General features: G+C 65.9%; 15 protein-coding genes and 1 pseudogene. 11 read left to right on the top strand and 5 right to left on the bottom strand.

What is annotated here, in order from left to right; all coding sequences use genetic code 11:
• The first annotated feature begins 557 nt into the window (after nucleotides 1-557).
• The 3 genes from AC1DS6_RS36560 to AC1DS6_RS36550 are packed head-to-tail and all read left to right on the top strand — an operon-like array spanning nucleotide 558 to nucleotide 3,183.
• The gene (locus AC1DS6_RS36560; protein ID WP_477104329.1) at nucleotides 558-2,012 is read left to right on the top strand and encodes a cytochrome ubiquinol oxidase subunit I; all 1,455 of its coding nucleotides are present in this window, start codon (nucleotides 558-560) and stop codon (nucleotides 2,010-2,012) included.
• A gap of 5 nt (nucleotides 2,013-2,017) precedes the next feature.
• Nucleotides 2,018-3,025 (top strand): cytochrome d ubiquinol oxidase subunit II, encoded by a 1,008-nt coding sequence (cydB, locus tag AC1DS6_RS36555; RefSeq protein WP_441635789.1) that lies wholly within the window; start codon nucleotides 2,018-2,020, stop codon nucleotides 3,023-3,025.
• Nucleotides 3,025-3,183: a DUF2474 family protein gene (locus AC1DS6_RS36550; protein WP_276290887.1), complete on the top strand. Its 159-nt coding sequence runs from the start codon at nucleotides 3,025-3,027 to the stop codon at nucleotides 3,181-3,183. The genes cydB and AC1DS6_RS36550 overlap by 1 nt, the downstream gene beginning before the upstream one ends.
• Nucleotides 3,184-3,203: 20 nt before the next feature.
• On the opposite strand, the gene AC1DS6_RS36545 is transcribed toward AC1DS6_RS36550, so the two are convergent.
• Nucleotides 3,204-3,968: an SDR family NAD(P)-dependent oxidoreductase gene (locus AC1DS6_RS36545; RefSeq protein WP_477104328.1), complete on the bottom strand. Its 765-nt coding sequence runs from the start codon at nucleotides 3,966-3,968 to the stop codon at nucleotides 3,204-3,206.
• Between the two features lie 146 nt (nucleotides 3,969-4,114).
• On the opposite strand from AC1DS6_RS36545, the gene AC1DS6_RS36540 reads away from it, so the two are divergent.
• From AC1DS6_RS36540 to AC1DS6_RS36530, 3 genes and pseudogenes are all read left to right on the top strand, one after another.
• A complete protein-coding gene (locus AC1DS6_RS36540) occupies nucleotides 4,115-4,711 on the top strand; it encodes a TetR/AcrR family transcriptional regulator (protein ID WP_441635793.1) in 597 nt (198 codons plus the stop codon).
• Nucleotides 4,712-4,750: 39 nt separating this feature from the next.
• On the top strand, nucleotides 4,751-6,070 hold the full coding sequence (locus AC1DS6_RS36535) for an MFS transporter (protein WP_477104327.1): 1,320 nt from the start codon (nucleotides 4,751-4,753) through the stop codon (nucleotides 6,068-6,070).
• Nucleotides 6,071-6,447: 377 nt separating this feature from the next.
• Nucleotides 6,448-8,349, top strand: a pseudogene (locus tag AC1DS6_RS36530) (alkaline phosphatase family protein); the annotation flags it as partial.
• 582 nt (nucleotides 8,350-8,931) lie between these two features.
• Here AC1DS6_RS36530 and AC1DS6_RS36525 read toward each other — a convergent pair.
• Nucleotides 8,932-9,672, bottom strand: coding sequence for a hypothetical protein (locus AC1DS6_RS36525; RefSeq protein WP_441633611.1), 741 nt, complete (start codon nucleotides 9,670-9,672; stop codon nucleotides 8,932-8,934).
• A gap of 409 nt (nucleotides 9,673-10,081) precedes the next feature.
• Nucleotides 10,082-10,606 (bottom strand): hypothetical protein, encoded by a 525-nt coding sequence (locus AC1DS6_RS36520; RefSeq protein WP_477104326.1) that lies wholly within the window; start codon nucleotides 10,604-10,606, stop codon nucleotides 10,082-10,084.
• A gap of 608 nt (nucleotides 10,607-11,214) precedes the next feature.
• Here AC1DS6_RS36520 and AC1DS6_RS36515 point away from each other — a divergent pair.
• The 4 genes from AC1DS6_RS36515 (at nucleotide 11,215) to AC1DS6_RS36500 (ending at nucleotide 14,869) form a co-directional block, all read left to right on the top strand.
• Entirely contained in the window at nucleotides 11,215-12,981 is a 1,767-nt protein-coding gene (locus AC1DS6_RS36515) for an FAD-dependent oxidoreductase (protein ID WP_441633607.1), read from the top strand.
• Between the two features lie 152 nt (nucleotides 12,982-13,133).
• Complete coding sequence (locus AC1DS6_RS36510; RefSeq protein ID WP_035860742.1) at nucleotides 13,134-13,421, top strand: hypothetical protein; 288 nt, start codon at nucleotides 13,134-13,136, stop codon at nucleotides 13,419-13,421.
• Nucleotides 13,422-13,689: 268 nt separating this feature from the next.
• On the top strand, nucleotides 13,690-14,376 hold the full coding sequence (locus tag AC1DS6_RS36505) for an alpha/beta hydrolase (RefSeq protein ID WP_441633605.1): 687 nt from the start codon (nucleotides 13,690-13,692) through the stop codon (nucleotides 14,374-14,376).
• 94 nt (nucleotides 14,377-14,470) lie between these two features.
• Nucleotides 14,471-14,869 (top strand): hypothetical protein, encoded by a 399-nt coding sequence (locus AC1DS6_RS36500; protein ID WP_045240523.1) that lies wholly within the window; start codon nucleotides 14,471-14,473, stop codon nucleotides 14,867-14,869.
• A 46-nt stretch (nucleotides 14,870-14,915) separates the two neighbouring features.
• Here AC1DS6_RS36500 and mdtD read toward each other — a convergent pair whose 3' ends face one another.
• Complete coding sequence (gene mdtD / locus AC1DS6_RS36495) at nucleotides 14,916-16,307, bottom strand: multidrug transporter subunit MdtD (protein ID WP_477104325.1); 1,392 nt, start codon at nucleotides 16,305-16,307, stop codon at nucleotides 14,916-14,918.
• A 177-nt stretch (nucleotides 16,308-16,484) separates the two neighbouring features.
• On the opposite strand from mdtD, the gene AC1DS6_RS36490 reads away from it, so the two are divergent.
• Entirely contained in the window at nucleotides 16,485-17,345 is an 861-nt protein-coding gene (locus AC1DS6_RS36490) for a LysR family transcriptional regulator (protein ID WP_441633601.1), read from the top strand.
• A 29-nt stretch (nucleotides 17,346-17,374) separates the two neighbouring features.
• Here AC1DS6_RS36490 and AC1DS6_RS36485 read toward each other — a convergent pair whose 3' ends face one another.
• A complete protein-coding gene (locus tag AC1DS6_RS36485; protein WP_441633599.1) occupies nucleotides 17,375-18,034 on the bottom strand; it encodes a copper resistance protein CopQ in 660 nt (219 codons plus the stop codon).
• Nucleotides 18,035-18,388: the final 354 nt, after the last annotated feature.

The raw sequence follows: 18,388 nt of genomic DNA, 5'->3' as shown, positions 1-18,388 counted from the left end.
CCGACAGGATCGGATTGCTCGGGGCCCTGCAGGTGGTTCCGCTGATCTCGCTGGTCGCAGCCGCCGTGTTCTTCATCGCCAGGCCGCGCTACCTGCGCGACCTGCGGCTTGCCGAAGCGCGCAATGAGGCAGAGCGCGCCGGCGCCTGAGAACGGCACTCTCCCTGCCGCCGTTTTGCCGGCTATTCTGATACGGTCTTTTTGTCGCCGGTTGCTTCTGTTATGTTCCCCGCCCCGCCGGTAACATGATGTCCATGGCATGCGCCCGGCGCGAAACGCACAAAATGCGCAACACGCAGGATCGGGCACCGTGCCCAATCTCCCGGCAATGCTCATGGACATCCCCGCTTCAAACCTGCCCGCCCGGTCAGGCCCCGCCAAGGCCGCGGCACCCCGCCGCCAGCCGATCCATCCACCCAGCACGAAAAATGCGACTTCCAATACGCTCGCCGGGTGGTCTACTCTAGTGACTTGTGCTGCTGCTGCTGCGCGCCGCGGCAAGGCCGCTCCCAGACTGGCAAGCCAGGCCCGCCGGCACAGCTTCATGGAGGTCACGATATGTTCGGCTTGAGCGCGCTCGACCTGGCACGGATCCAGTTCGGCTTCACCATTTCCTTCCATATCATCTTTCCCGCCATCACCATCGGCATGGCGAGTTACCTGGCGGTGCTGGAAGGCTGCTGGCTGCGCACCCAAAATACGGTCTACCGCGACCTCTATCATTTCTGGTCCAAGATATTTGCCGTCAATTTCGGCATGGGCGTGGTGTCCGGGCTGGTCATGGCTTACCAGTTCGGCACCAACTGGAGCTTCTTCTCGGACTTCGCCGGCAGCGTGACCGGCCCCCTGCTCGCCTATGAGGTGCTGACCGCGTTCTTCCTGGAAGCGGGCTTCCTCGGCGTGATGCTGTTCGGCTGGAGCCGGGTCGGCCCCGGCCTGCATTTCTTCGCCACGCTGATGGTGGCGGTCGGCACGCTGATCTCGGCCACGTGGATCCTGGCCTCCAACAGCTGGATGCAAACTCCGCAGGGATTCGAGATCATCGACGGCCGCGTGGTCCCGGTGGACTGGCTGGCGGTGATCTTCAACCCGTCTTTCCCGTACCGGCTGGTGCACATGAGCGTGGCGGCATTCCTCGCGACCGCGCTGTTCGTGGGCGCCTCCGCCGCGTGGCACCTGCTGCGCCGGCGCGACAACCCGGCCATCCGCAAGATGCTTTCGATGGCGATGTGGATGCTGCTGATCGTGGCGCCAATCCAGGCCGTGATCGGCGACATGCACGGCATCAACACGCTCAAGCACCAGCCGGCCAAGATCGCCGCGCTCGAAGGCCACTGGGAAAACCGCGGCGACGAAGCGCTGCCGCTGATCCTGTTCGGCTGGCCCGACATGAAGCGCGAGGAAACCCGTTTCGCGGTGGAAGTCCCGCGCCTTGGCAGCCTGATCCTCACCCATACCTGGGATGGCCAGATCAAGGGACTGAAGGAGTTCGCGCCGGAGGACCGGCCCAACGCCACCATCATCTTCTGGTGCTTCCGCATCATGGTGGGGCTTGGCATGCTGATGATCCTGCTCGGGCTCTGGAGCCTGCTGCTGCGGCGTGGCGAAAAGCTCTTCCACTCCCGCGCCTTCCTGCGCATGGCGCTATGGATGGGCCCGGCGGGGCTGATCGCGCTGCTGGCGGGCTGGTTCACCACCGAAATCGGGCGCCAGCCCTGGGTGGTCTACGGCGTGATGCGCACCGCCGACGCGGTCTCGCCGCACGGCGTGCCGGAACTGGCGTTCTCGCTCGCGCTGTTCGTGGTGGCCTATTTCTTCGTGTTCGGCGTGGGCATCGCCTACATGATGCGGCTGGTGCGCAAGGGCCCGGTCATGCATGAAGGCGACCCGGAACCCGATGGCGGCCACGGCGTGGAAGGCACTCCGGCGCGCCCGCTGTCCGCCGTGGACGATCCGGGCGATGTGCCGGACGCCGTGGCCTCCGCTAACCGTCTGGCCGATCGCAGGAGCTGATCATCATGGGCATCGACCTTTCTCTTATCTGGATCCTCATCATCTTTTTTGGCGTGATGATGTATGTGGTCATGGACGGCTTCGACCTTGGCATCGGCATGCTGTATCCCTTCGTGCCGGACCGCCATGACCGCGACGTGATGATGAACACGGTGGCGCCGGTGTGGGACGGCAACGAGACCTGGCTGGTGCTGGGCGGCGCGGGGCTGCTGGCCGCCTTCCCGCTGGCTTACTCGCTGGTGCTCAGCGCGCTCTACCTGCCGCTGATCTTCATGCTGCTGGGGCTGATATTCCGCGGCGTGGCGTTCGAGTTCCGCTTCAAGGCCAACGACCGCGAGCGCCACGTCTGGGACAAGGCGTTTATCTGCGGCTCGCTGATGGCGGCCTTCTTCCAGGGCGTTTCGCTGGGCGCGTATATCGATGGCATCAAGGTCAGCGGGCGCAGCTTTGCCGGCGGGCCGCTGGACTGGCTGCAGCCCTTCCCGCTGTTCTGCGGGCTAGGCGTGGTGGTGGCTTATACCGTGCTGGGCAGCACCTGGCTGATCGTGAAGACCGAAGGCAAGCTGCACGAGCGCATGCTGGAACTGACCGGCAAGCTGGCCTGGGTGCTGCTGGCGGTGATCGTGGTGATCAGCATCTGGACGCCGATCTCGCAGCCGCGCATTGCCGAGCGCTGGTTCAGTTTCCCCAACCTGATCTGGTTCGCGCCGGTGCCGCTGCTGGTGGCGTTCGCCATGTACCGGCTGATCCGTTCGTTGCAGCAGCATGCCCACCTGGCGCCGTTCATGTACACGCTGGCGCTGGTCTTCCTGGGCTATAGCGGGCTGGCGATCAGCGTGTGGCCCAACATCGTGCCGCCCGACATCTCGATCTATGCCGCTGCCGCGCCAGCGCAAAGCCAGGGCTTTGCGCTGGTGGGCGCGCTGTTCATCATTCCCTTCATCCTGATGTACACGGTGTGGTCGTACTACGTGTTCAGGGGCAAGGTACGGCATGGGGAGGGCTATCACTGATGGCGGCGACGAACCACGGCGGCCGCGCGCAGCCGCCCAAGCCATGGCTCAAGCGGGTTGGCTGGCTGTTGCTGATCTGGGTAGCCAGCGTGGCGGCGCTGGGTGCGGCGGCCTTGCTGTTGCGCCTGCTGATGGGGCTGGCGGGCATGCATAGCTGAGGCGGCCCGCCGTCACGCCGTCACGCGGAGAGACCACCGTCCACGCCGATGCTCTGCCCGTGGATAAAGCGGCCGGCGGGTGACGCCAGCAACACGGCCAGGCCCGCCACATCCTTCGCCTCGCCGATACGGCGCATCGGAATGCCGGCGACGAGCCTCGCTTCCTGCTCCGGATTGCCCCACAGCGCCTCGCGCGAGAACTCGGTGCGCACCGGGCCGGGGTTGATCGCATTCACATTGATGCCCTTCGGCCCCAGCTCCAGCGCCAGGCTGCGCACGGCCCCGTCGGTGGCTGCCTTGGTGATGCTGTACAGGCCGAGCATGGCCGAGCCGCGCTTGGCCGCAATGCTCGACATAAAGATGATGGCGCCGTCGCCGCGTCCGATCATCTGCGGGGCCAGCGCATTGACCAGCACAAGGTTACCTCGCACATTGCCGGCCATGGCTTGCTCAAACTCTTCCGGACCCTGGCTCAGCAGTGACCCGGCCACGCCGCTGCCCGCCGCGTTCAGCACCAGCGCGTCCACGCGGCCGTAGGCGTCCAGCGCTTGCCTGGCAAACGCCTGGATGCTCTCCAGGTTGCCGATATCGCAAGCGATGCCTTTGGCCTTGAACCCCTCGCCTTGCAGCGCCGCGGCTACCGCTTCGGAAGCCGCCTGGTCGCGGCCGGACACCACCAGCGCGGCGCCGGAGGCACCCAACGCACGCGCCATTTCCAGGCCCATGCCCTTGGTGGAGCCGGTGATGACGGCAACGCGGCCGGTGAGATCGAACAAGTTCTGCATGATGATTCTCCTGAGGGAAAGTCAGCGCCGCCCGCATCGGTGATGCTGTCGGCCGCACCAATTTAAATGATGCTCAACATCTATTGAATAAATTATGGGTATCACCTAAACTCCGGTCAAGCAAAGTTTTGGCAGGAGAGACAAACATGGCGCGTGCATCACGAGAGCAGGCAGAGAAGCACCGGGAAGCCATCGAGCAGGCTTCCTCCAGGTTGTTTCGCGAACGCGGACTGAACGGCGTGAGCGTGGCGGAACTGATGGCCGGCGCCGGCCTCACGCACGGCGGCTTCTACGGACACTTCTCGTCGAAGGACGCGCTGGCCGCGCAGGCGAGCAAGCGCGCCTTCGAGGAATCCGCGCGGCGCTGGACACGACGCATCGAGCGCGCCGAAGGTGACAAGGGCGTGATGCGCGCCAACCTGGTCGAGCCCTATCTGACCAAGGCGCATTGCGCCAGCCCCGGCGATGGCTGCGCGGCGGTGGCCCTGGCCAGCGACATTGCCCGCGAACCGGCTGACAAGCCGGTGCGCCAGGTCTATATCGATGGCTTCAGGCAAATGGTCGAAGACTGGATGAAGACGGTCGACCACGAAGACCCGGCCGAGCGGCGCAAGCTGGCGCTGGCGCAACTCGCCACGCTGGTGGGCGCGATGACCCTGGCGCGTGCCACCGAAGGCGATGCCCTGTCCGAAGACATCCTCGCCGCCGCGCGAGAGATGCTGCTGGGCCCGCTGGCGCAATAACGAACACCTCACCAAGACCCCAACGCCCCCGGATATCCAATGTTCGCTCAAGCACTTTCCAGCCGGCTCGACCGGCGTGGCATCCACTACGCGTGGCTGATCGCCGCGATCACCTTCAGCGTGATGCTGACCACCTCGGCCGCGCTCGGCCTGCCCGGCGCTTTCCTGAAACCGCTGACGCGCGAGATGGGCTGGGACACCGACCAGATCTCGTCGATCCTGGCCTTCCGCTTTGCGCTGTTCGGCCTGATGGCGCCGTTCTCGGCCATCCTGATGGAACGCTTCGGCGTGCGCAATGTGGTCTGGGCAGCGCTGGCGCTGATCGCAGGCGGCATGGCGCTGGCCACCGTGGCGACCGAACTATGGCAGTTGTTTATCGCCTGGGGCCTGATGCTCGGCGTCGGCTCCGGCCTGACCGCGCTGGTGCTCGCCGCCGTGGTCGCCAGCCGCTGGTTCAGCGCGCGGCGCGGGCTGGTGATCGGCATCCTGACGGCCAGTTCGGCCACTGGCCAGTTGGCCTTCCTGCCCGTGGCTGCCTGGCTGATCGAGCATATGGGCTGGCGCATCGCCGTGCTGCCGGTGCTGGGGGCATGCGCCTTGCTGGCGGTGCTGGTGTTCTGCTTCATGCGCAACCGACCCGGCGATGTGGGCCTCAGCGCCTACGGCGAAGTGCCCGTGCATGCGCCCGCCGCGCCGGTGCAGGCCAGCGCGCCGCCCGCGCCGCTGACCCTGCGCGGCCCCTTCGTTGTGCTGCGCGATGCTGCCCGCAACCAGACCTTCTGGATCCTGGCCGGCACCTTCTTCATCTGCGGCCTGAGCACCAACGGGCTGATCCAGACCCACTTCATCTCGCTGTGCGCGGACTTCGGCATGGCCGCGGTGCCCGCCGCCGGCGCACTGGCGATGATGGGCGCATTCGACTTCGTTGGCACCATCCTGTCGGGCTGGCTGTCGGACCGCTACGATTGCCGCAAGCTGCTGTTCTGGTACTACGGGCTGCGCGGGCTGTCGCTGTTCTGGCTGCCGCACTCCACGTTCACGCTGTACGGCTTGTCGATCTTCGCCATGTTCTACGGCCTGGACTGGATCGCCACGGTGCCGCCCACGGTGAAGCTGGCCGGCTCCGTCTTCGGCAAGGAGCGCGCGCCGATGGTGTTCGGCTGGATCTTCGCGGCCCACCAGGTCGGCGCCGCCACGGCCGCGTTTGGCGCGGGCCTCACACGCACCCTGCTGCTGACCTATACGCCGGCCCTGTACGCGGCCGGCGCGGCCTGCGTGGTGGCCGCCCTGCTGGCGCTGATGGTCCGGCGCACGGCCACGCAATCCAGCGGCGCGTCCAATCAAACAGCAAAGGCATGAGTTTCGCGGCGCCACCCGCCGCCGCTGCGTCGCCTCCGCCGCCATGACGGGGACAGCGCAGCGCGATTGATGCTCCGCTACGCGCGGCATCCCGGTTTTTCCCCTCCCATCTCCGCACTTCTCCGCTGCCTTCAGAGGCCACCTCCACGGCCGGCTCCGCCTCCAATTCCCGGCTCCCGCCACCCACGCCAGGGTCCGCGCATACGGCGCCGCGCCTGTCGCCTCAAGAATCCAAATAGGCGCATCAGCATTCTTTGCCTCCCTGTCACCCGGGTGACAACCCCTTTTCTTACTCTGCGAACGCGTCGCGGGGAGCGCGATCGGCAGCGCCGGCAATTCGGCGTACCGCTTCAGACAACAGAAAAGAGGGATCGGATATGGCATGGAAACAGCGGGCGCGCATGGCGTGTGGCCTGGCCCTGGCAGGTACGGTAGCGGCATGCGGAGGCGGAGGCGGCGGCAACGACACGCCGGCGACGGCGGCCCCCGAGCAGAACAACGCGGGGCCGGGTGGCGCCGCCAGCAAGAAGGTGCTGCTGGTCGGTGTGGATGGCGCCACCTACAGCCGGCTGCAGAGCGCAATGGCCCAGCGCAGCCTGCCCAACCTGGCCACGCTGGCGATCACGCCCGCCGCCACCGGTGGCAGGCTCGGCACCACCACCGAGCAGGCTCCGCTCAACGGCCCGAGCTGGGCCACCGTGCTCAGCGGCAGCTGGGCGGACCGCCACGGGGTCACCGACGACGTGGCCGCGGCGGCCGGCCTGAAGGCGCCCAGCGTGTTCCAGTATTTGCGCGGCGCCAGCGCCACCGCAGGCACAGCCCGGCTGCGCCTTGGCGGCGCCACCAGCGCGCCCCTGCTGCCGGCGCTGCTCAAGGCCGACGTCACCGCGGGCAACCTCGATTCGCTGCGCGACTGCAATGCCGATGACAACTGCGTGACGCAGGAGACCATCAAGCTGGTGCAGTCGGGCTACGACGTGGTCTTCGCCCAGTACACGGCGCCCGATGCCGCGGCCGCCGCGCAAGGCTTCCAGGGCGGCGGCTACGCCACCGCGCTGTCGGGCTTCGATCAGGCGCTCGGCAAGCTGCTGGCGGCCGTGCAGGCGCGCCGCCAGGCCAATGCGAACGAAGACTGGCTGGTGGCCGTGACCACCAGCCACGGCCTGGACGCAACGGGCGCCACCACCACGCTGCCGACAGTGCAGAACCGCACCGCATTCATCGCGCTCAACAAGCCGTTCAATGCGGCGCTGGCCAGCAACCTCCCCCCGGCGCCCGCCAATGCAACCGCGCTCTCGGCACTGCCGACCGAAGCCGACCTGTTGCCGACCGTGCTCGCGCATACCGGCGTGGCGGTGCCTGCCGCCTCGTACAAGCTCGATGGCTCGGCCCTGACCGGCAACGTGGGCGTGCGCGCCTTGAGTTCCGTGGTGGGCGCCTACAACGCTTCGCTGCTGCTGTCCTGGCAGAACCCCACCACCGCCGGCGGCGACATGACGCTGCTGCGCGACGGTGTGCAGATCGCCACGCTGCCGGCCGGCACCACCGGCTACGAAGACAAGACGCTCAACGCGCCCGCCAGCGGCATCTATCGCTTCAACTACACGCTGGTGCGCAACGGCGTGCCCGCCTCGATGCTGGCGCAGATCAACTACGTCAAGCCGATCGTGCTGGCTGACACGCTGCGCAACAACCTGTCCGCTTACTACAGCTTCGAGACGCTGCCGGCAACCGACAGCAAGGGCACTACCGCCATCGGCCCCTGGGTCCCCGGCACCGACGGCGGCTCGCTGGGCGGCGATAACTTTGGCGGCAAGTCGCTCAAGGTCGACTCGAGAATCGATGCCTACCAGCTCACGCAGAGCGGCGCCGATATCGCGCTCGCCCCGCAGTTCACCATCGGCTTCTGGTTCAAGTCCGACTGCACCCAGGGCAACGGCACCGGCGAGCCCATCCTGTCGAACAAGAACTATGTCTCGGGCAGCAACGCCGGCATCGCCCTCGGCCTGTTCGGCAGCTGCGAGATCCGCTTCAACATCGGCAGCGGCGGCAAGCGCGACGACATCCAGGGCATGAAGTTCAGCGCCAACCAGTGGGCCTACGTGGCTTTGTCGATCAACGCCACGGCCAAGACCTTCAGCGCCTACATCATCGATCCGGTGCTGGGGCTGCAGAAGACCGAAAACAAGGCCATCGCCAACACCGACGTGACCAAGCTCAACGGTCTCGCCACCAAGGTCTGGGGCATCAACGGCAAATGCCGGCGATCCTGCGCACCATGCTGGACTTCCTGGCGGAGTACTTCGCCACGGATCCCGGATGGCAAGGCGGCAGGCCCGCGTCGCTCCGGCCAGGCTAGGTCCCAGTCGTCCAATCTTCGTATTTCGAACAATTCGCCTTTCCAGGCATTAGAATTCCGCCCGTCCCCCGAAGGATCACCTCATGCGGAAAACCGCCCTCTTCGCATTGTTTTTTTGCACATCGCTCCATGCAGTGGCGGCAACGGCCGTGGACGTGTCCAGGATTCACGGCAAGATCCAGTTCGTCAATGCCTTTGGCGACTACAAGGTCCAGGTGGTAAACGCCTTTGCCGACCTGAAAGTGAAAAAGATCGATGCCTTCCCCGACAAGCCTGGCGAATGGCAAATCGTCAGCGGCAATGCCGACTACAAGATCCAGATCGTCGACGCCTTTGGGGATTTCACCATCGAATACGTGAACGCCTTTCCGGGCGTGCGCAAATAGCCGGACACCATCGCACTGAGCGGGCGCCACTGAACGTGTTCGCAAGATGGCGGAGCCGCCGATGGCTTCGTCCCTGCCGAAATCGGGAAGCGAATGGCGCGCGCATTACCCGACGATCAGTCGGCCCGGCACCACTGGCCAGAATCCGGGCACACGCTGGCCCTTGCACCGTTCAGCCAGACTTGCTCTTCATTCAGTTGCAGCGAGGTCGAAGGGGCGATGTCGAAGGCAACCTCAAGTGCGCGCCCAACGTGGGCATCTTCGATGGGAAGCTCCCAGGTCAGGAATAATTGGGTGCAGTCCTGGTCGGGCGGGAAGTCGGCTACATCAAAACCGCTGCTGCGGCGTTGAATTACGCCATGAGGCTGGCAAGTATCGAATATCACCGCCGTGCCCCGGGTCAGCGGGATGCGATGACCCAAAGAGGGAAAATGCAAGTCCTGCCCCCTGTCCTCGCTCAGGAAGAGATTGCAAAAGGCCGCACCGCCATATTGCGCACCGTCATGGTGATACCTTGCGCCGCGGCAGGCCATGAGGGCTACGTCACTGGAGGCAAGCACCCCAGGCAGTCCAAGCGCGCACGCCCAATCGGACACAGCCTGCACGCAGCGCGTGTAGTCCGGCCAGCGCGCTCGCGCTCGTGCCAGAGGCATTGCCTCGACATCCCCGGGCTCCAGGACCAGGCGGGACGATATCTCCCTTGCCCAATCTGCAAGCAAACGTGCAGGGGGGACAGGCACGTCGACCGTGCCTGAGAGCACGATGTCACTCACGCGCCGGCTGCGGATGGCGTCGCCACTCCAGAAATAGGAAGTGAGGAGGTCTTGTACCCGATGCTGTTGAGGGCTGTGGCTCATTTGGAGCAATGTAATGCGGCTGCCTCGGTAATGTAGCGGATCATAGCCCGTCGGCCGCTTAGGTCGCCGATGAACCGGCGCGGTCTTCCCCGGAAATCGGCCAGGAAGCAAAAAAATCGGCGCGCCTCAATGGGCGCGCCGATGTCGCACAGCGCGTCGGCGCTGCGATAGTACAAGTGGTGATGCGGGCCGGGAAGGCTATCAGGCAGGGAGCGTCTGCGCCAACACGGTTGCCATGGAGCCACTGGCGGCGCAAACCAGTGCCCAGCCTGCCAACATCCGGAAACTCTGCCAACGGCTCATGATGTGCTCCTGATATCCGTGCGCCGCCATGACGGCGGCACGACGATGATGCATGGATCGCGGTACGCCGCGGTCATCCTGACCTCACGGCATACCGGTAGTTTGCTCAGGCATTCGCGCCGTCGGTGAACACGTCGCGCTTGCCGCTGCGCGCACCGTCGGTGTACGGGTCGCGCTTGTCGGTACGAGCACCATCGGTGTACGGGTCGAAGCTGCGGCCCGGTTCAGACGACACGCTGCCGCGGTCCAGGCCGGCGACGGTACGGAAACCATCCGTATAGGGGTCGGTCTTGCCGACGCGCGCGCCGTCGGTGTACGGGTCGATGCTGCGGGCGGGCTCGGACGACACGCCGGCGCGGTCCAGGCCGGCAGTCAGGCCGCCTTCGCTGAATACGTCGAACTTGCCGCTGCGGGCACCATCGGTGAACGGATCGGCCTTGCCGGTACGGGCGCCATCGGTGAACGAGTCGAACTTGCCGGTACGGGCGCCATCGCTGTACACGTCGCGGGTGCGGTATTCATAGCTGTACTTGTCGGCGGAAACGGTGGCAGCCTGGGCATGGCCAGCGGCAAAAGCTGCGGCGAGGGTGGCGGCGGTGAGCAGGGACTTGGCAAAAAGCTTGGTGTTCATGATGTTCTCCAATCGAAGCATGGGTCCGGGGGTCTGCTTTGGCCGCGGGGACCGGGATTTAGCTGGATCGTCACTTTCCTGTCGTTTTACCTACCACTAGGTAGACAAGCTGGGCAAAAAAAAGTGACTTTCGTCGTCGTTACATATCTGCTGCATTGGAAGCCGGCTGGCGGGCGGGCGGGCCTTTTCTGCCTGCCCTTGCTGCGGCGTCCATGGAACACATCTTATCTATCTGTAGGTAGATAGTCAAGGGTTTTTACCAGGTTGCGCTTAAGAATATTCGAAAAAAACCTAAGCGGCACAAGCAGCACTATTGGCAGCCACCCAGAAAAAGTGAGCCATTGGGCGCCATTCTTCTGACAGCCGCCAGCACCTGCTATCGGTGTGTACTAGGCTTTTCGAGGCGCGGGTCGCGATCGAGGGCACTCGTGCGTCGCTTTGTGCAATCGGCCTCACACGCACCGCCGAAGGTTGCCATCAGGGATTGCCGCGTTGCGGCATCGCGAGCAAACTCTCCATGGCCGTGCGCGGGCGTTCCCGCGCACGCTCCTGCCGCACTCGAATCCATTGCACCGCCTCCCGCGCGGTGCCACCGGGAGGCCGTACTCATGAGCGCAGACAATGCCATCGGGAGTTCCGAACACGGCGATCCGCAAGCCATAGCGCCGGCGGACCTGTCAGTCGAGCCAGAGGCCACCGCAGCAGCGTTCTCCCCGATGGAGTCGCGCCGGCACCAGATGTTTCCCCTGCTGACTGCCGGCGAGATCGCCCGGCTCCAGCATTTCGGCACGGTGAAGCAATGGCTCCCCAACGAATTCCTGTTCCGCACGGGTGACCCCGCCCACGGCATGGTGGTGCTGCTGCGGGGCCATGTACGGGTGTCCCAGCGCGACGCCCTGGATCGTTCGACGGTGGTGGGCGAACACGGACCGGGGCACTTCCTCGCCGAGGTCGGACAGCTATCCGGCAAGCCCTCCCTGGTCGACGGCATGGCGCTGGAGAACGTCGAGGCCATTGCGATCCCGCCCGACCGGCTGCGCGCGCTGCTGGTCGCGGAGGCCGAACTGGGCGAGCGGATCATGCGCGCGCTGATCCTGCGGCGTGTCGGCCTGATCGAACGCGGCAAAGGCCCGACCCTGCTGGGCCGCGGCAGCGAGCCACGCCTGCTGCTGCTGCAGGCCTTCCTGCGGCGCAACGGTTATCCCCACACCGTGGTCGATGCGGACACCGATCCCGACGCCGGCGCGCTGCTCGAGTTCAGCGCGGCCGCCCCAGGCGATTTTCCGCTGGTCATCTGCCCCGGCGGCGCGGTGCTGCGCGCGCCCGACCCAGGCCAGCTTGCCACTTGCCTGGGCCTGTTGCCCGAGTTCGATCCGAACCATGTCTATGATGTGATCGTGGTGGGTGCCGGCCCTGCCGGGCTGGCAACGGCCGTCTATGCCGCGTCCGAAGGGCTCTCCGTCGCGGTGTTCGACGAGTGCTCGCCCGGTGGCCAGGCAGGCGCCAGTTCGCGCATCGAAAACTATCTCGGCTTTCCCACCGGCATCTCAGGACAAGCACTGGCCGGCCGCGCCTTTGTCCAAGCACAGAAATTCGGTGCTCACGTCGCGATCCCGCTGGAGGTGGCTGCACTGCATTGCGGCGAACACCCGCAACGCATCGAGTTGTGCGACGGCCGCAAGATCCCGACCCGCACCGTGGTCATAGCCAGCGGCGCGGCCTATCGCCATCCCGCCATCGCAGCGCTGGATCGTTATGAGGGGCGCGGCGTCTACTATTGGGCGTCTCCGGTGGAAGCCCGGCTATGCGGCGGCGACGAGGTCATGCTGGTCGGGGGCGGCAACTCAGCCGGACAGGCGGCGGTCTTCCTGGCGGCGCACGCAAAGCACGTGCACATGCTTATCCGTGGGGCGAGCCTGGAGGCCAGCATGTCGCGCTACCTGATCGAGCGCATCGCGGCCCAGCCCAATATCGAACTGCATACCGGCGCGGAAGTCGTGACACTGGCCGGAGAAGAGCGCCTGGCTACCGTCGGCTACCGCACGCGCGATAGCGACCGCATTACAGAAATACCGATCCGGCATCTGTTCCTGTTTATCGGCGCCGATCCCAATACGGCATGGCTGCGTACGTGCAATGTCCGCGTCGACGCAAAGGGATTCGTGCTGACGGGCTCGGACACACCACATGAAGGCGAGGCGCCCGCCTCCGCGCTGGAGACCAGCGTACCCGGTGTTTATGCGATTGGCGACGTGCGCTCGGGCTCCACCAAGCGTGTTGCGGCGGCCGTTGGCGAAGGCGCCGCTGTGGTCGCCCAAATCCACGGCTACCTGGCGAAACTAAAGCTGCCGGAGCCGGGAATGCTCGCCATGTAGGGCACGCCGGGCAATGAATTTACTCCTGCCTCCGTGCGCCGGCAATCGACCGTGTGGACGGCGCGCGACAGAGCGTGAAACGCGCTTTTATTTACTATATTGGTTGCAATGGCAGGTGCTTCAATTCGAAGCCGCTGATCGGGGAGGTTGCCATGCGTTCGCTTGCAGACAGATTTAGTCCGCCCACACCGGAGAAAATAGCAGCAAGGGAATTGCAGCAAATGCGGCTTACCCTATTCCAGGCCGAACGCCGCCTGCTGGAAGCCCAGATGCAGGTCGACTACTATCGCGACCTCGTCGCCTTCCTGGAAGACGTGAGCGCCTCCGGCGTCGAAAGCGTGGTGGACAAGCGGCGCACATCTGCCGCCGCCGAGCACGCACAGGCCCATCGCTCCGCGCCCGGACTCATCACGGTGCCTGCCGTACCTTCAGCAGCCTGACGTTTCACCATTGCCGGCGCAGCCCGCGCCGGCAACGGTGATGACGCGTCCCTCGCCTGCGCGGGACGCGGCTGCCGCGACGCTGTCACACGCAACCGCTGCACGTGGCGCTTGTCATGGCCCGTCGCGCATCGCCGTGGGCTGCGCGAGCGCTGTGCGATACTGGCCGTCTTGCGCGGTTCTCCCGCGTCATCCACACACAGACCCAACGCCGCGCGCGGTGCCTCGCGACGTCCGTGCCCGGCCCGGGACCCAACAGGAAACTGATATGAGCGAACTGCTGCCAGCCATTGAGATCGAAACCGCGCCATCACCGACATGGTCGGTCATATGGATGCACGGCCTCGGCGCCGACGGCAGCGACTTCGTCCCCGTGGTACCCGAACTGGACCTGGCGCCCGTACCCGGCGTGCGTTTCGTGTTTCCCAACGCGCCGGCCATCCCGGTCACCTGCAACGGGGGCTACGTCATGCCGGCGTGGTATGACATCGAGTCCCTGGACGACGCGCGCCGCCAAGTGGACGAGGCTGGGATACGCGTCACCCGCCAGGCCATTCGCGCGCTGATCGCGCGCGAGAACCAGCGCGGCGTGCCCAGCCATCGCATCGTGCTGGCCGGCTTCTCGCAGGGCGGCGCCGTGGCCTATACCACCGGCCTCACGCATCCCGAGCGCCTGGGCGGCATCATCGCCCTTTCCACCTATATCCCCTCGCCCGCGCTGCTTGCCGCCGAGTTGAGCGAGGCCAACCGCGCCACGCCGATCTTCGCCGGGCATGGCGCCGAGGACGACGTGGTACCCGTCAAGCTAGGCATGCTGGCGCGCGATACGCTGCAACAGCAGGGATGCACGGTGGAATGGCACACCTACCGCATGTCGCACTCGGTCTGCATGGAAGAAATCCAGGCAATTGGCGCGTGGCTGACCGCGCGGTTCGCCGCGGACAAACCGTCCTGACCACGGGAAGGCGGAATGGCCCTGCACGGCCATTCCGGCGTGGGACGCGCCCGGCCGTGGTAGGCTCGCGCCCTCCGCATTATTCGCAAGCCCTATGAAAACCTCACATCCCGACGCTTCCGCGGCCGCCCCTGCCGCGCCGCTCAAGCTGGATTTCGATACGCGCAAGGCGCTGCTGTTCGCCCTTGCCGCCGAGCGTTTGTCGGCGTACTACGAACACCGCCAGTGGATGACCGATGCCCAGGGCTCCACCCTGGCAGGCCTCTGGCTGTCGCGCTCCAGGCTGCAACTGGCGCTGGCGGAGCGGCGCCTGCTGTCGCAACTGAGCGATCAGTTCGCACGGCAACTGGCCGGCACGCTGTCGCGCGAGGCCGGCCTGTACACCGCCCATGAAATGATGGAAGCGCTCGACCCCAACTACCAGTCCGCTTTTGCGCACGACCTGCTCGACGAGTGCGAGCGGCTGCTGCGCGAGAACGGCGTGACGGAGTGACAGGCCACGCGCCGTGCCTTCGCAGGCGCGGCGTGACCGGCACGATTCAGCGGCTGGCCACGCTTGGCGCGCGGCCCTTCTCGAACTGTTCCCCGTCGAGCCGGCGGAACACCAGCGCCGACAGCAGCGTAATGATGCCCACGGTAAGGAACGCCAGCCGGTAAGCCGTGCCCGCCACGCCAAGCTGCGCGGTGAACAGGCTCACTAGCCCGCCGCCGATGGTGACCCCAAGGCCGATCGCCAGCATCTGCACCATCGAGAACAGGCTGTTGCCGCTGCCCGCGTCTTCCACGCTCAGGCCCTTCAGCGTCACGCTGTTCATGGCAGCAAACTGCATGGAGTTGGTGGCGCCGAACAACGCGAGCTGCGCGATGGCCAGACCAGTCGGCCAGCCCGGCGAAATCGCCGCGAACGATGCGATCGAGCCACCCACGAGCAAGGTGTTGACCAGCAGGAAGGTGTCATAGCCAAAGCGTTTGACCAACGGCACGATCCAGCGCTTGGCGACCACGCCGGCCAGCGCGGCCGGCAGCAGCATCAGCCCGGAATGCAGCGGCGAGTAATCCATCTGCAACTGCAGCAGCAATGGCATCAGGAATGGCACCGCGCCGGAACCGATGCGGCAAACCAGGTTGCCGGCCAGCCCGATGCTGAAGTTGGGTTCGCGAAACAACGCCAGCCGGAACAGCGGATCGCGCCGCCGCCGGGCATGTGGAATGTATAGCAGCGCGGACAGCAGGCTCAGCGCGAACAGGCCGCCGCTCCATGCCGCATGACTGGCTTCGCGTGGCGTGTCGAGCGCCAGCGAAAATGCCACCATGCAAAGCGACAGCAAGCCGCATCCGATGAAGTCGAACGGGGGCGCGCGTCCGTTGGTGTTATCCGGCAAGTAGCGCAAGACGGCCAGCATCCCGATCGCGCCGACCGGCACATTGATCAGGAAGATCCAGTGCCATGCCACCGACTGCACGATCCAGCCGCCCAGCACCGGCCCGAAGATGGGCCCGACCTGCCCTGCCACCGACACGAAGGCAAGGGCCGCGATGTACTGCTCGCCGGAGACGCTGCGCAGCACCGCCAGCCGGCCGATCGGCAGCAGCATCGAGCCGCCGATGCCCTGGACCACGCGGGCGATCACAAGCTGGTCCAGGCTCTGCGCGCCGGCGCAAAACAGCGAGCCGAGCACAAAGGTCAGGATCGCCGCGAAGTAGACCCGGCGGGTGCCGAAGCGGTCCGCCAGCCAGCCCGAGGCCGGCGTCAGCATGGCCATGGTCAGGGTGTAGGCCACGACCACCGGCTTCATGTCCAGGGGGGTCTCGTTTAGGCTGCGCGCCATCGCGGGCAACGCGGTGTTGACGATGGTGGTGTCGAGCCTTTGCATGAAAAAGCCCGCTGCGACAATCCACAGCATGGCCTTTTGGGAGGATTGGCTGTTCATCTGGTACATCTCGGCAAGGACCGGTGGAGAACCGGCGCGGCCATCGGGTGGGATCGCGGGGAGCAGATCCGGAAGAACCCAGGGCCACGAATGCTATCGATGTTAATGATTGCGCTATCAATCGGGAACCCCTCTGGATATATTGACTGTAATCGGATATTCCGATGACAATGCCGCATGCTCAATCCCGTCTGGATCCGGACCTTCGCCACCGTTGCCGCCGCCCACAGTTTCACCGATGCGGGGCGTCAGCTCGGCCTGTCCCAGTCCAGCGTCAGCGACCATATCCGGCGCCTGGAACAGCACGTGGGACGGCGGCTGTTCGTGCGCGATACCCACACCCTGACCATGACCGCCGACGGCGAGGCGCTGCTGGCGCATGCGCGGCTGATCCTGGAAGCCATCACGCGCGCGGAATCCCAGTTCAACGCGCCCCGCCTGCAGGGACGCGTGCGGCTGGGCACCTCGGACGACCTGGCGCTGGGGCCGCTGCCCAATGTGCTGGCCGCGTTTCGCAACTCGCATCCGGACGTGGAACTGGAAATCACCATCGGCATGACCGGCAAGCTCTACGAGCTGATGGATGCCGGCGCGCTGGACCTGATGATCGGCAAGCGCCGCGAAGGCGACAGGCGCGGCACCCCGCTGTTCCGCGGCAAGCTGGAGTGGCTCGCGCGGCCCGGCACCGTGGCGGACCTCAGGCAGCCTTTGCCGCTGATCCTGGTACCCGAACCCAGCGTCACGCGCGCCATCGTGCTCGATACGCTGGCCAAGGCCGGGATGCGCTGGCAGATCGTCTGCACCAGCAGCAGTCACTCGGGCTGCATCGCCGCCGCGCGTGGCGGGCTGGGCATTACCGTGAGGGCGCAATACCTTTCCGGGCGCGGCCTGTCGCCGCTGGTCAATAGTGAAAGCCTGCCGGCGCTGCCGGAGGTGGAGTTCATCTCGCTGCGCGCGGGCCGCCTGAGCCGGCCCGCCGAAACGCTACTGCAACTGCTGCAAAAGAGCGATCTGCGCGGGTCCTGGCTGGACGAATAGCCAGCACCCGCGTGCGATTCCCGCCGGGCTCACGCATGGGCGCCGTCCTGGTACGGGTCGAAGCTACGGGCCGGGGATGCCGATACGCCGCGCGTGTCCATGCCGGCCAGCTTCTGCGCGCCATCGGAGAACGGGTCGATGTTGCGAGCCGGATCGGACGAAACGCCACTGCGGTCCAGGCCGGCGATGCGGGCGCTATCGGTGAAGGGATCCACCATGCGGGTGCGGGCGCCATCGGTGTACGGGTCGATGCTGCGGGCAGGATCGGACGAGACGCCAACGCGGTCCAGGCCGGCAATGCGGGCGCCGTCGGTGAACGGATCCACCATGCGGGTGCGGGCGCCGTCGGTGTACGGGTCGATGCTGCGGGCAGGATCTGCGGAAGGACCCGTGCGGTCCAGGCCGGCAATGCGCGCGCCGTCGGTAAAGGGATCGGCCGTGCGGGCGTGGGCACCATCGGTGAAGCTATCGAACCTGCCGCCACGGGCGCCATCGGTGAATGCGCTCACGGGTGCCGTGCGTGCGCCGTCGCTGAATACGTCGCGCGCGCCGCTGTGCATCGACTGGGCATAGGGCGCGTTGCCAACGCGATCGGCAGCCGCGCTGGCGGCATGGGCGCTGCCCAGGGCAAACACGGCACCGGCAATGGCGGCGGCGGCAAACAGCGACTTGGCGAGGTTCGGGTACATGGCAATCTCCAACTGGGTGAATGAGCCCATTCGTCGCCGGCAACCGATGGAACTTACAGGTTTTTTTCAGATTGTTTGCCGGAGCCCGTTCGCCTCGATCCGCGTGCGGTGCCCTGCACGTGGACACGCCGCGCAGCCCGACGCGGCGCCCTGCCCCGCCCGCACCTGACTGGCCTAAGCCTTATTCCAGTCATCTTCCAGTCAAAAGGATGAGCCCAGCCAAATGCTTATCCCCCCCAATACCGTGACGATCTCCAACCTCCGGCCAGTGTCGGCAAGCGTACGCATGACGCTAAATACAGTAACGGGTCAGGCGCTGCTGCGTGGCAAACCGAACAGAACAAGACAGAACGG

It is taken from the genome of Cupriavidus sp. 05L310 (assembly GCF_056398185.1).
Note: the sequence above shows the minus strand (reverse complement) of the source record. Positions and strands in the feature narration are given on the sequence as shown.

Coding starts and splice junctions, on each gene's coding strand:
- AC1DS6_RS36510 (WP_035860742.1), top strand. CDS start 13,134: ATGCGTTCGCTTGCAGACAGATTTAGTCCGCCCACACCGGAGAAAATA.
- AC1DS6_RS36505 (WP_441633605.1), top strand. CDS start 13,690: ATGAGCGAACTGCTGCCAGCCATTGAGATCGAAACCGCGCCATCACCG.
- AC1DS6_RS36490 (WP_441633601.1), top strand. CDS start 16,485: ATGCTCAATCCCGTCTGGATCCGGACCTTCGCCACCGTTGCCGCCGCC.
- AC1DS6_RS36560 (WP_477104329.1), top strand. CDS start 558: ATGTTCGGCTTGAGCGCGCTCGACCTGGCACGGATCCAGTTCGGCTTC.
- AC1DS6_RS36500 (WP_045240523.1), top strand. CDS start 14,471: ATGAAAACCTCACATCCCGACGCTTCCGCGGCCGCCCCTGCCGCGCCG.
- AC1DS6_RS36550 (WP_276290887.1), top strand. CDS start 3,025: ATGGCGGCGACGAACCACGGCGGCCGCGCGCAGCCGCCCAAGCCATGG.
- AC1DS6_RS36515 (WP_441633607.1), top strand. CDS start 11,215: ATGAGCGCAGACAATGCCATCGGGAGTTCCGAACACGGCGATCCGCAA.
- mdtD (WP_477104325.1), bottom strand. CDS start 16,307: ATGAACAGCCAATCCTCCCAAAAGGCCATGCTGTGGATTGTCGCAGCG.
- cydB (WP_441635789.1), top strand. CDS start 2,018: ATGGGCATCGACCTTTCTCTTATCTGGATCCTCATCATCTTTTTTGGC.
- AC1DS6_RS36485 (WP_441633599.1), bottom strand. CDS start 18,034: ATGTACCCGAACCTCGCCAAGTCGCTGTTTGCCGCCGCCGCCATTGCC.
- AC1DS6_RS36535 (WP_477104327.1), top strand. CDS start 4,751: ATGTTCGCTCAAGCACTTTCCAGCCGGCTCGACCGGCGTGGCATCCAC.
- AC1DS6_RS36540 (WP_441635793.1), top strand. CDS start 4,115: ATGGCGCGTGCATCACGAGAGCAGGCAGAGAAGCACCGGGAAGCCATC.
- AC1DS6_RS36520 (WP_477104326.1), bottom strand. CDS start 10,606: ATGAACACCAAGCTTTTTGCCAAGTCCCTGCTCACCGCCGCCACCCTC.
- AC1DS6_RS36525 (WP_441633611.1), bottom strand. CDS start 9,672: ATGAGCCACAGCCCTCAACAGCATCGGGTACAAGACCTCCTCACTTCC.
- AC1DS6_RS36545 (WP_477104328.1), bottom strand. CDS start 3,968: ATGCAGAACTTGTTCGATCTCACCGGCCGCGTTGCCGTCATCACCGGC.